Genomic DNA, 11,724 nt, shown 5'->3' on the forward strand with positions numbered 1-11,724 from the left:
GTTTATTTCGTTTATTTTTGTGCATAAATCTTATTAATTATGGAACAAATACGGAGGCCTTCTAAGCTGGAACAGAAGATGGCTATTGAATCATATCCAACGCTGTCTTCCGTGCTATCACATATTAGCGGGGAGCAAACCGAGATTGAGATCGAGGAGACAAAGGAACGGATTAAAATCCCGTATAGAGCACTTGAGCTTTTGGGAGAAATTCTTAAGGCGATGAGTGAAGGTAAGCCGATTTCTATCGTTCCTCTGGCAACTGAAGTGACGACACAAAAAGCCGCTGAAATACTTGGGTGTTCGAGACCTTATCTTGTTAAGCTTCTTGAAGAAGGTAAAATTGATTTTGTCAAAGTTGGGAGACATCGCAGAATTATGCTTGAGGATGTGTTGGCATATAAGCAAAAGATGAAGAAAGATCAGAAGACTCATCTTATTGATATTATGGGCTTTGATGAAGAGATAGGCTTGTATGATTCATAGCGTCCGGTTTAAAGCCGTTCTGGATACTAACGTAATGTTCCCGGTAGTGATCAGAGATTTGCTGTTCTGGTTTGCACATTATGAACTTTATACCCCAAAATGGAGTGCGAATATTTTTAGTGAGTGGATGCATGTGATGATCAGAAAAGGAGTAGGTGAATCTGAAGCGGTGAAACGTGTGCAAAAGGCTAATGCGGCGTTTCCAGATGCGATGGTTTTAAACTACGACGGTCTAATAATAGACTTAAAGCTTCCGGACGAAGAGGATCGTCATGTGCTTGCTGCGGCAATTAAGACTAATGCGAATGTTATTGTCACGAACAACCTCAAAGATTTTCCCGATGATTATCTTACTACCTTTGGATTGAAGGCTAAGAGCGCTGATGATTTTCTGACAGATATCATCGACTTGAATCAAGAGCAAGCAATAGAAGCTTTTAAAGAGATGGTACTCAACCGGAGAAATCCTGCAATGGATGAATATCAGGTACTGGAAAGCCTACGAAGAAACGGATTAAAAAATACAGCAGATTATCTCCATGCGCTATTGTAACCGACACAGCGCAGTGAGGAATTGTCGGATTGGAAATCACAGAATGTGATAACCAATAGAGAGAAAATGGGCTTAAGGGAGCCACAATGCGTTTACTGAACAGAATGTGGTGATGCTGTTATGCGTGCATAATGCGAAACGGCATAGAGGTAACTATAGGATTTTACGTACTAAAAAATGTATTGAATATGATTAAGAAGTTTCTGTTTGTGGTATTAGTTATGTTGTTTAAAATTAATACTTTACTCGCGCAGACCAGAGCTATCCTTAATGTCTCTTCAAAAATCACAGAGAGACAATTGGAAAGAAAGCTAATTGAAAGAAGAAGCGGCATAGCTCTTTATGAGAATATTCGAAACAAGCTAATCGCTAAGGATAGCTTGAATTTTATTGGCCAATGCGATACCGTTTTTTTTATTGAGACATACGATTTAGAAACTGGTACATCCTATGGTAGGATTTGGAATAGCAGAAAGGCTATTTCATATGAATGTTTTAAGGATAGGCTCACTTTTAGTAACATATCTTTTTTTGACGCGGAGACATTAAAGTTGGTACAGGCCTGGGATACCAATACAATACGTAGATACGAGTCTGAAAATTCCGCAATGATATCACCACTAACAATTTTCGCCTCAAGAGCTATATTGAATAAAGGGGAGATTGATGTGGACTGTTTAAAATTTGACGAGTTTTATAGGCGTTGATATTACTATGAATGAGTATTTCAGCAACACTTGCAGGTGTCTCATCCTGCTATAGCTCGTCTACGGAATCCGACCAGTTGCCGACATACCCACTTTCAGAAAAAGTTGGGATTATTTTCGATAAATATTATGAACTTTGATAGAATATGAGAACACCGATATTCGGTTTTGTATTTTTGGTTCTTCAAGGTTGCTCGTCAGACTTTGGAGACTCCTTCACTAGCCAAGCGCTCACTTCGAGCAAGGGGGAGGTAATTTACGTTAATACCTTGAATTGGGGAGTAACAGATGACCACCAACTTTCCGCTGTTTCAACTGATCTAAATAAGCTTAGTGAGCGAACCGATACTGCTGGAACTATAGAAGGCCTGGAGCCATTTATATATAGTTTCAAAAATGATAGCTTGACCCTTTATTTCGACAGAGAGGTCGCCTATAATGTAGGTGAAAGGTTCAAAACGATCAGAGTATCATACGTTTCCCTGGACGGCGAGGAGTTTAGGGGGCTTCGAGCAAAAGCATATAAAAATGATGACTATTATTGTGTGCCTAAAAGAAGGCCATCGGCCATGTCATCAGATATGCCAATGCCATCTTCTAATTGATATCATAAAATAATGAGATATAACAAGACCCTTAATTTAGAGGGTCTTGTCTTTCAGGCACACATTACCCCGGAACGACCACATATGGCTACGACGGCAACGGGAACATGACAACCAGGATTAATACCACAAGCGCAGGTAACAACATGTATGATATGGCTTACAACCATCTCAACCTGCCAACTAATATCAACGCGAATGGTGCGGTTAGCACCCATACTTACAGCGGCAATGGGGAAAAGCTAAAAAAATCGGTCAGCGGTAGCGCAACCTTAAATAATGAGTATATTAGTGGTATCCATTACGAGGGTGGTGTATTACAGTTTGTAAATACGGGGGAGGGCAGGGTAAGAAGAACCGGCACCAACACTTACAAATATGAATACCTGCTGACAGACCACCTTGGTAATGGCCGTGTGTACTTTGAGATAGATGGCAGCAATGCTGCGGTGAAAATCCAGGAACTTGACTACTATCCTTTTGGTAAAGAGATAGACCGGTTGGTTCCAAGCCCTAAGAACCTTTACACTTACAACGGTAAGGAGAAGCAGGAGCACGAGAAACTGCTGGATTATGGTGCAAGGTTCTATGACCCGGTGATAGGCAGATGGCATGTGATCGACCCAATGGCTGACAAGATGCGGAGGCATTCCCCGTATAACTATGCCTTTGACAATCCGGTGAGGTTTATTGATCCGGATGGTATGATGCCTTATGACTGGGTTTGGGGAGCAGATAATAAAATGCGTTGGCGAGATGACGTTACCAGTGAAGACGATGTTGACCTCAAGGAAGGCGAAAGATATGCTGGTAAGACTGCAGAAGGAACAACGAAAGAAGGATATACCTACAAATTCAATGCTGACGGTACCATACGTTAGTAACCTGGACCCCGACACCCCAACCTGAGGGGCCAACGATTCAGGAGGCCGTTTGCGAGATGATGCCGGTATTGAATACAGCGGAAGGGATAGCGACAGTAAGTGCAATTGTAGCTTCAGGGGCTGTTGGTGCGGCGGAGAGCGGGACAACGTTCCTTTTGGGGCAGGCAGGTAGAAGGACAGAATTTATGGCTGGCCTGGCGGAGAATATTGCTGCTAAGACAGGGGCAGAAATTTTTAATTTTGGCGCTACCGCTGCAAGGCATATGGCAAATCCGGGTAGAGCAGTTCCTGTTCAGATACTTAAAGAGGCAATTGAAGGGGCACCGGGACTTGCGGATCCTAGAGGGTCAAGAGCATTAATGCATACTATAGAGATGTTTAAGAATAATGTCCCATATAATCTTGAAGTTCTTTATGATAAGACAACAAATGACATTTGGCATTTTAAATATTTCACGCCAAAGTAAGAATTGTTATGTACGAAAAAAGCGATAAAAGGCGATTGTATTGGCTTATCAATAAATATCTTAATAATGAGATAGATGAGCGGACTTTTTGCGATGAATTCTATTATAGTTACAGCCTAGAGCTTAACAATGAAGAATTAACAGATATTGAAAGAAAGATGTTTTATGAATTAGATTTAGTTGTAAGCAGATTTTCGGAGTTTGAAAGTGATCATGAGTTAGATATTAATGCTTTTTCCACTGTAGAAGAATTACGGAAAAAGGCTATCGATGTAAGAGAGAAACTAAGCCTTATATAGCTACAGAGTCCCACCAATCAGCGGGACTTTGTAGCTTCCAGTTCTTCGACCTCATTGGATTACTTTGCTGCTAGCGCTAATAAAAGTGCTACCGGTCTGGGAAGCGGAAAGTGCAACGCTGCGCAGGTTTTCCTTCTGTGATTCCGAAAGTGAACTTGGAGTAGAATTGGATACGCCTAATTTACTATTTTGGTGCGGCTGATGCTGTTGGTGGTAAGATAGCGGGAAAGGTTGTTTCGGCTGGCGGTCCGGCATTGAAAAAGATTGTTGGGGAAGCGGCGGAGAAGTTAGTTGAGAATGTTGCCAAGAACGGAGAGACAGCGGCTACTGCGCTAGGCAAAAAGATGCATAAGCTTTATAAAGTGGGTGAAGAAGGGTTTAAAGAATTTAGACTGCTCTCTGGAAAGAGGATAGACTTTCTGGATATCGAAAATGGTGTGATTTATGAACTAAAGCCTAACAATCCAAGAGCTATCAAAGCAGGGAGGAATCAATTAAAGATGTATCTTCAAGAACTACAATCTCCGGAAATGCTTGAAAAGTATCCGCATTTTGAAGGCATTAATTGGAAAACTGTATTAGACACATATTAGAATGGACAGTAAAGAATTAAAGGAAATTTTTGATTTATTAGCCAAAGAAAACGGCTTTGTGAAGGCATATGGCGCCTGGTTTAAGGAGAGTGATGACGGTACTGTTGTTCTTGAATTACAAAAATCCAGTTATTCTAATAGTTACTATTTAAACATTAAGGGCTACATAAAGGGTGTATTTGGTAGAAGTTATAGTAAAAGTAAGGAGCTTGCTAAAAGTGCGGCGGGACATATTTCAAAACAAGTGAATGATAATAGTGCATTGGACCTCGAAATACATAACGATAAAGCGCATACTAGTTTAGAAATACAAAAGCTTTTTCAGAGTTTAATCAATCCGCTAGCAGATGTTGCATTGTCAAGAAAAAAAACTAAGGAGATGGCTAGCACCGGAAAGCTATTTTTGCTGCCAGTCATAAAAGAGCAGTTGGAATTGCTAGAGACTTGAAACAATTAAGCTTAAAAAAATAATGTCATCTTAGTATTGGGCAGTCTAGGGTAGTTAAGTATAAATTAGCATTTTAGCACAGAGTGTAGATATGTAAGAAGAATTTATCAAAAGGAATCCAAGCCTACTTTAAAACGTTGTTGAAGATTGTGTTTTGAGCTTTTGGTGATGTAAAACTAGAATTTTATGAATGACGTGTTTTATATAGGAGCATATTGGACAAACAGAAAGCAGAAGCTCGAGGAAATACTACAACCTGCTCTTAATGTTCTACAAGGACTTAGTGTAATTGACAATCAATTTCAATATTATTATGAATTAGGTAATAGTAGAAAGCAAGCATTAGAAAAACAAGTTGTTATACGTCAAAATGAATTGCATCGCCTTTTTTTACTACGGGTAAAAAAAAATGATCTTGATTGGGAAGGATATAATTCAATTGGATATAGGTTAGGCTTATGGAATGGTCAAAGTGATTATGAATCTAGTTCTGTATCCTTCAACGTTGGCTGTAGCTCCCCACGTTTAGGCAATAATATTTTGATTAAGTTCCCTTCTGAAGGTGAAGCTAAACAGAGATTACTCGGACTACCTAAAGTTCGTCAAATTATTGATCTCGTAGTTGAAAATTTCAATCCAGATATTTTAGTTTTGAATTCAAGAAGATTACAAGAGGAACTTGATGTGGTTAATGAGGTTGGGTGGGTTACTTACAAAAGACAATTAATTAAAAATCCAACGCTAAGTCATAAAATAATTCATGACTCAAGCTATAAAGGAGGTCATCTTTTTTACTTAAGAACTGATACGGGATTGGCTAATGACTATGATTTGATCAACGACTTGAAGATATTGAAGACCTCGTTCTAATAGTTAATGAATCTCACTAAGGCTGATAAATCCGTTATAGAGAAATATAATTTACCAAGATAATTAACTATGAATATTGAAAGAATTCCATGGTTGATTGATGAGGTATGCAATGATTCCACAGTCTAACATTTAGCTATGAAGATATCCGGTTGGACTTTAATGACTGTTGTGCTAACCATAGCTGGTTGTACCGACACGTCAAGTGAAACTTATGAGCAATCAGACACTTGTTCTAATTTAGTGTTGATTGTGGCCAAATTATACAGAGCGGAAGAGGTAAGCTTGTATGTCGACCAAGAAAGAATATTCTGGTACAAAGCTGATAGTTCAAATTCCGTAAGCGTATACAGGAAGTTTTGTATTGATTATAGTTTAAATTCGACTGTTCGAGTAACAACAAAGATCGGTGGGAAAAGATATATCGACAAGACATTTTGGGCGCCGAAGCGAGAGTTCGGATATTTTTTATCGATAACATATCCCCATCCACCGAATTGGAAGGATTACTATGATCCAGATAAATCGGAAAATCCTGTTAAAAAAGAACCTGGTAAGCTGACTCTTCAAAATAGTGTAAGAACGGTTAGATTGAAACCTGAGACCATATATAAGCATTCTTTTATTGATTGATGCGGTTTTTCAAGGTCGGATGTCTGTGTGCGCAGCGTCGGTGAATCTCGTACAACTCTTTTAACAAGAAAGGTCATTTAAATGGATATCTTTATGTAATGATATCGCAAGCCCTAAAGACAATCTCAGCTAATACAGGACTAAGGATCAAGTCCCAACATTTGATAAATCCGAACATTGAACGGGTGTCGCTAAAAAGCATCGTTGCCACTGACTTTAGAGGACACCGATTACAGATTAATGAATATGATGATCTACTTGAATTTTATCTTGATCTTGACAGTAAGTTCGTGTTGGCTATCGGTCGGCCGGATGTTATTATTCCAATAAACAGAAAGCTTCAGCAGACTGAATGCTTGTACGATGTATATGTTTCGTCCTTAGATATGCATAAAGCGAAAGATCAGTTCCTTCAATTTTGGTCCGTTTTCGGAAACCTGCTGTCTCTGCTAAAACTGACCGAGGCGGAGGCAGTCTATGTATATCGTAATCGCATGTGCGGGTTGTTAGAGCTGAACAGGGATGTATTGAGCATTGCCGAAGGGTTTTCTGAGATGCTTGATTCGCATGCTGATCTGTTTTTACACGACCGGGCTGTCGCACTTAGCGAGATGCGAGTGCCAAACCGGCTACAGCCACTCGTCAAGTTGGCGATGAAATTGAACGCTATAGATGATAATCTGCGAACAGAGTTAGTGGAGACCTTGTCTAAGGTAAAGATCCAAGAGATCGTTGGTAGTGTGAAGCCGCTTGTAGCAGAGATAAACTCTTTTCTTAATTCTTTTGGAGATGCGCCGCTTTCTGAAGAGGCCATGTATTTGGGAGCGCTTGCGGAACTAGTAAGTGAGTTAGAGCAGGTTCAGTAAAGTGATATTGGTTTCTTTATTTACATTAGTCTCATCTGAATTAATGTATATGAAAAAAAGATTTAGGCAATGGTGTTAGCGAAAAGTAAGCAGAGGCACATTTAGAACGCGATAAAGCGTGTCATGCACAGAACTTTTACATGAAACACTTATCATGTAAAGAAAATCGACTTTTCTTTACATGAGGCATATATTTTAATACATTAGCACGAAACTTCTCAATATCAATGAAACCATCTAAACGTCTCAATCTAATATCACCGTTTATTTTTTATCTCCTTATAGCGGCTGCCTTAACTTCTTGCAAGAAAGATAATCCGGCAAATGCGGACACAAGGTTAAAGTCGATTGCCACTGTGGAGGGGCAGATTTCCAGGAAAATAGTGTTTCTATATGACCGGAGTGGGTTGCTTATGCAAACAAAGCACTACCAGAACAGTCAGATTAATGCGTATACAGATTACCAATATGCATCCGGAAAGATAGCAGCGGCCCAAACCTATGAGCAGTTTTCAGGTAAGGCGGCAAGATTAATATTGGAAACCAGCTTTGTTCATGCCGGCGACAGGCTAGTTCGTGTTGAAATGGTGGAAGCAACGCAGGCAGCGAGAAAGTTTGTTTATGAGTTCGATTACAGCTCAGGGGAGATTCCAAAGGTAACGACGGTACTGCCCAAGGGTGCTTACCTGGAAGATGGTACGGGAATGCCGCCTGTTTCGACGACAGACATGATGCAGGATGTTGAACTGGACGACAAGAGGAATCCGCTACGCGGGTTACCATATGTCTCGCTAATACATTTTGAGTATGAACAGATGAAGGGGTACGCGTTTAGCTTTAATGCCGTCGGTTATTTCCTTCCGAACAATGTAACCAGGCAGGGTGCGGGATATATGGATATGTTAACTACTAACCAATATACGTACAATAAAGCTGGTTTCCCGGTGAGATGTCTGTCGATGCTTACACCGGGTGGTGTTAAGTCTGAGCATATCTATGAGTATTGACCATAAAGTTCTTCTAATATGCCGACCTAGTAAATCCAAACTTAAAGTTGGGATTTACTAGGTTAATCGGTATCTTTGAATCATGATTAAGAGGAATCTTGAGGCGGAAATTAAAAAGAGAATAAGTCAATCCCCTGCTGTGGCGATCTTAGGTCCGCGGCAGGCGGGTAAAACTACTTTGGCTAAAAACCTGGCTTCGGATGACGGGCAGTATGTTTATCTCGATATGGAGAACCCTGCAGATCAGGCCAGGCTGGCCGACGCGTATGCTTATCTGAGCCAGTATGAGGATTCGCTGGTAATTATAGACGAGATACAACTGATGCCATCTTTATTTTCCATACTTCGTCCGCTGATTGATGCCAATAGGAAACCTGGGAGGTTTGTTCTTTTGGGCTCTGCATCGCCGCTATTGGTGAGAGGAGTGTCGGAGTCGCTGGCGGGTCGTATATCGTACAGGGAGCTTACTCCGGTTGGCATTACAGAGCTAGAGAACGAGTTCAACCATAGAGAACATTGGTTCAAAGGGGGATTTCCTGAGGCGTTGCTTGCAGTTGATGACGAGAATAGTAAAGCGTGGCTGAATGACTTTATCCGGAGTTATGTGGAAAGGGATCTGGCGATGTTGTTTGGTGTGGCTTTGTCGCCCGTTACCCTGCGTAATTTTTGGAGTATGCTAGCGCACTCTAATGGAAACTTGTTAAATGCTGAGGTGTTTGCGCGTTCGCTGGGTGTAAGCGCAACCACGGTGATGAAGTATCTGGATTTTCTGGAAGGAGGTTACATGGTGAGGAGATTACAGCCTTGGTTTGTTAACGCAAAAAAGCGGCTGGTCAAATCTCCTAAAACATATATTCGTGATACGGGTATTTTGCACAGATTGCTAAATATTCCTTCTTTCGATGCGTTGCTGGGCCATCCGGTAGCGGGCAGCTCGTGGGAGGGCTATGTAGTGGAGCAAATCTATCAGACTAAGCCGGCTCACCTCGACCTGTTCTTTTACCGCACTCAGGCGGGAGCAGAATGTGATTTAGTTTTGGTTGACGGCATCAGACCGGTGGTGTGTATAGAAATTAAGCTGTCGAACGTTCCGTCTGTGTCAAGAGGCTTCTTAAGCTGTATTGATGACCTTCAGCCAGACCGGAGCTACATTGTCGTTCCTGAAGGGGAAAGCTATCCTACGGCGCATAACATTACTGTAATCGGATTAAGGGAGTTGTTGTCTACTTTAATATAGCTGACTCCGGTCTTCAAAACGGTTATAGAGTAAGAGGGTCAATGATGCCCGCTGATCCGCTAAGACCGAGCGTAGGATACAAATATAGAGGTAAATACAAGTACTACGAAGACGATCGTGTTAATCACCACAAACTTTAGTATTCGGCCAGATTTCCGATCGTCTACTTCGAATAATAAATCATTGGTTTTTCCAGCTTTTGGTATTCTTAAAATATCGAAATATAGAACATGATTTAATAATACTGCCAATAAAATGCTGAGCCACAAGATGCCTTTATTTACATTAAACCGGATTATATTATCTTCAAAAATGTTAATCAGAAACAAAATGTCGAAGAAGAGTATAAGTAGAACTAATGTCGAACAGATAGAAGCGAGTGTTGGAGTTAGTGATGTATAGCCATTTTTTCTAACCCAATAATTGAAAATCGACTTATATAACGATTCGAGTACAAGCCTCATATCACCTCGTCGTATATGTTACAATAGGTATGATCATCTCTTCCAGGGAAATGCCTCCGTGCTGGAAGGTTTCGTTGTAATAGTTGACGAACTGGTTGTAATTGTTCTGGTACACGAAGTATTTGTCTTCCTTGGCAAAGATATAGTTGGAGCTGATGTTGATTTTGGGCAGGTGGGCTTCGTGCGGGTTTTTGATCAGGAAGACTTCTTTGGCGTTATAGTTCAGATTGCGGCCTTGCTTGTAGCGCAGGTTGGTGTTTGTGTTACGATCGCCGATCACCTTGCTTGGGTTTTTTACCCGGATGGTGCCGTGGTCGGTGGTGATGACAACCTTGACGTTTTTCTGCGACAGGCGTTTCAGCAGGTCGTACAGCGGGGAATGTTCAAACCATGACAGGGTGAGGGAGCGGTATGCGGCATCGTCGTTGGCCAGCTCGCGGATCATCTGCATGTCGGTACGTGCATGGGAAAGCATGTCGACAAAGTTGTACACAATGGCGTTGAATTCGTTTTTAAGCAGGTTGTTCAGCTGGTCGTTAAGTGCCCGGCCATCGTCGTAGGTCAGGATTTTATGGTAGCTGAACTTGCAGTCTTTTCGCAAGCTGCGCTTGATCTGGTCGGCCAAAAATGCTTCTTCGTGCATGTTTTTGCCGCCTTCATCGTCGTCGTTTTGCCAAAGCCCCGGGAAGCGTTTTTCCATCTCCAGCGGCATAAGCCCCGAAAAAATAGCGTTCCGAGCGTATTGCGTTGCCGTGGGCAGGATGCTGGAGTAAATGTCTTCTTCTTCCAGCCGGAAATATTCGGTGATGAGCGGGTTTATGATGCGCCACTGGTCGTACCGAAGGTTGTCTATCAGGATAAAGAAGGTAGGTGTGGTACTGTTGATGAGCGGGAACACCTTTTTCTTGAGCAGCTCGTTGGACAGTAAAGGGGCCTGATCCTGACCGTTTACCCAGCCTAAGTAGTGGTCTTCTATGAACTTGGAAAACTGCGCATTGGCCTCCGATTTCTGCATGGTGAGGATTTCGTGCATCTGCGGGTCGTCGAGCTTTTCGAGCTCAAGTTCCCAGAATACCAGTTTTTTGTACACATCAACCCATTCCTCGTAGGTAAGCTTGTCGTTTAAGGTCATGCCCAGTCGCCTGAAATCCTGCTGATAGGCCATCGAGGTGCGCTCGCTAACGAGGCGCTTATTGTCGATCAGCTTCTTGATGGTGAGCAATACCTGCTTGGGGTTTACCGGCTTAATAAGGTAATCATCTATCTTGGAGCCGATGGCATCTTCCATCAGGTTTTCTTCTTCGCTCTTGGTAATGAGGACTACCGGGATATCATTATTCAGGTTCTTTATGGCCGTCAGCGTTTCAAGGCCGCTTAATCCGGGCATGTTTTCATCGAGAAACACGAGGTCGAAATGTTCTTTGCCAAATGCTTCGAGGGCGTCGTTGCCGTTTGTAAAGGTGGTTACCTGATAGCCTTTCTCGTTTAAAAGAAGGATGTGCGGCTTTAACAGGTTAATTTCGTCATCGGCCCATAGAATCTTGGTCTCCTGCATGTATCGGATAGTTTGAGTTGTGAATAAAAATAGCAATTTTTGTACCGTAT

The 11,724-nt window shown here is 41.7% G+C and carries 13 protein-coding genes; 12 read left to right on the forward strand and 1 reads right to left on the reverse strand.

Annotation, left to right across the window (positions count from 1 at the left end):
* Nucleotides 1-39: 39 nt before the first annotated feature.
* From J3P40_RS02925 to J3P40_RS02980, 12 genes are all read left to right on the forward strand, one after another.
* Complete coding sequence (locus J3P40_RS02925) at nt 40-486, forward strand: helix-turn-helix domain-containing protein (RefSeq protein ID WP_256002761.1); 447 nt, start codon at nt 40-42, stop codon at nt 484-486.
* Nucleotides 476-1,039 (forward strand): PIN domain-containing protein, encoded by a 564-nt coding sequence (locus tag J3P40_RS02930; RefSeq protein WP_256002764.1) that lies wholly within the window; start codon nt 476-478, stop codon nt 1,037-1,039. Before J3P40_RS02925 ends, J3P40_RS02930 begins: the two co-directional genes overlap by 11 nt.
* A gap of 853 nt (nt 1,040-1,892) precedes the next feature.
* On the forward strand, nt 1,893-2,351 hold the full coding sequence (locus tag J3P40_RS02935) for a hypothetical protein (RefSeq protein ID WP_256002766.1): 459 nt from the start codon (nt 1,893-1,895) through the stop codon (nt 2,349-2,351).
* 107 nt (nt 2,352-2,458) lie between these two features.
* Nucleotides 2,459-3,232, forward strand: a complete 774-nt coding sequence (locus tag J3P40_RS02940) for an RHS repeat domain-containing protein (protein ID WP_256002768.1) — start codon at nt 2,459-2,461, stop codon at nt 3,230-3,232.
* 59 nt (nt 3,233-3,291) lie between these two features.
* On the forward strand, nt 3,292-3,702 hold the full coding sequence (locus J3P40_RS02945; protein WP_256002771.1) for a hypothetical protein: 411 nt from the start codon (nt 3,292-3,294) through the stop codon (nt 3,700-3,702).
* An 8-nt stretch (nt 3,703-3,710) separates the two neighbouring features.
* Nucleotides 3,711-4,001 (forward strand): colicin immunity domain-containing protein, encoded by a 291-nt coding sequence (locus tag J3P40_RS02950; protein ID WP_256002774.1) that lies wholly within the window; start codon nt 3,711-3,713, stop codon nt 3,999-4,001.
* Nucleotides 4,002-4,255: 254 nt separating this feature from the next.
* Nucleotides 4,256-4,594 (forward strand): hypothetical protein, encoded by a 339-nt coding sequence (locus J3P40_RS02955; RefSeq protein ID WP_256002777.1) that lies wholly within the window; start codon nt 4,256-4,258, stop codon nt 4,592-4,594.
* A 1-nt stretch (nt 4,595) separates the two neighbouring features.
* Nucleotides 4,596-5,042, forward strand: a complete 447-nt coding sequence (locus J3P40_RS02960) for a DUF4304 domain-containing protein (protein ID WP_256002780.1) — start codon at nt 4,596-4,598, stop codon at nt 5,040-5,042.
* Nucleotides 5,043-5,228: 186 nt separating this feature from the next.
* Nucleotides 5,229-5,912, forward strand: a complete 684-nt coding sequence (locus tag J3P40_RS02965) for an Imm52 family immunity protein (RefSeq protein WP_256002782.1) — start codon at nt 5,229-5,231, stop codon at nt 5,910-5,912.
* A gap of 794 nt (nt 5,913-6,706) precedes the next feature.
* Nucleotides 6,707-7,411, forward strand: coding sequence for a hypothetical protein (locus tag J3P40_RS02970; RefSeq protein WP_256002785.1), 705 nt, complete (start codon nt 6,707-6,709; stop codon nt 7,409-7,411).
* A 227-nt stretch (nt 7,412-7,638) separates the two neighbouring features.
* Nucleotides 7,639-8,418, forward strand: a complete 780-nt coding sequence (locus J3P40_RS02975; protein ID WP_256002788.1) for a hypothetical protein — start codon at nt 7,639-7,641, stop codon at nt 8,416-8,418.
* An 82-nt stretch (nt 8,419-8,500) separates the two neighbouring features.
* On the forward strand, nt 8,501-9,655 hold the full coding sequence (locus tag J3P40_RS02980) for an ATP-binding protein (RefSeq protein WP_256002790.1): 1,155 nt from the start codon (nt 8,501-8,503) through the stop codon (nt 9,653-9,655).
* Between the two features lie 465 nt (nt 9,656-10,120).
* Here J3P40_RS02980 and porX read toward each other — a convergent pair whose 3' ends face one another.
* On the reverse strand, nt 10,121-11,674 hold the full coding sequence (gene porX, locus J3P40_RS02985; RefSeq protein WP_256002793.1) for a T9SS response regulator signal transducer PorX: 1,554 nt from the start codon (nt 11,672-11,674) through the stop codon (nt 10,121-10,123).
* Nucleotides 11,675-11,724 lie beyond the last annotated feature (50 nt).

Source organism: Pedobacter deserti (genome assembly GCF_024436415.1).
Taxonomy (GTDB): Bacteria; Bacteroidota; Bacteroidia; order Sphingobacteriales; family Sphingobacteriaceae; genus Pedobacter; species Pedobacter faecalis.

Coding starts and splice junctions, on each gene's coding strand:
- J3P40_RS02925 (WP_256002761.1), top strand. CDS start 40: ATGGAACAAATACGGAGGCCTTCTAAGCTGGAACAGAAGATGGCTATT.
- J3P40_RS02930 (WP_256002764.1), top strand. CDS start 476: ATGATTCATAGCGTCCGGTTTAAAGCCGTTCTGGATACTAACGTAATG.
- J3P40_RS02935 (WP_256002766.1), top strand. CDS start 1,893: ATGAGAACACCGATATTCGGTTTTGTATTTTTGGTTCTTCAAGGTTGC.
- J3P40_RS02940 (WP_256002768.1), top strand. CDS start 2,459: ATGACAACCAGGATTAATACCACAAGCGCAGGTAACAACATGTATGAT.
- J3P40_RS02945 (WP_256002771.1), top strand. CDS start 3,292: ATGATGCCGGTATTGAATACAGCGGAAGGGATAGCGACAGTAAGTGCA.
- J3P40_RS02950 (WP_256002774.1), top strand. CDS start 3,711: ATGTACGAAAAAAGCGATAAAAGGCGATTGTATTGGCTTATCAATAAA.
- J3P40_RS02960 (WP_256002780.1), top strand. CDS start 4,596: ATGGACAGTAAAGAATTAAAGGAAATTTTTGATTTATTAGCCAAAGAA.
- J3P40_RS02965 (WP_256002782.1), top strand. CDS start 5,229: ATGAATGACGTGTTTTATATAGGAGCATATTGGACAAACAGAAAGCAG.
- J3P40_RS02975 (WP_256002788.1), top strand. CDS start 7,639: ATGAAACCATCTAAACGTCTCAATCTAATATCACCGTTTATTTTTTAT.
- J3P40_RS02980 (WP_256002790.1), top strand. CDS start 8,501: ATGATTAAGAGGAATCTTGAGGCGGAAATTAAAAAGAGAATAAGTCAA.
- porX (WP_256002793.1), bottom strand. CDS start 11,674: ATGCAGGAGACCAAGATTCTATGGGCCGATGACGAAATTAACCTGTTA.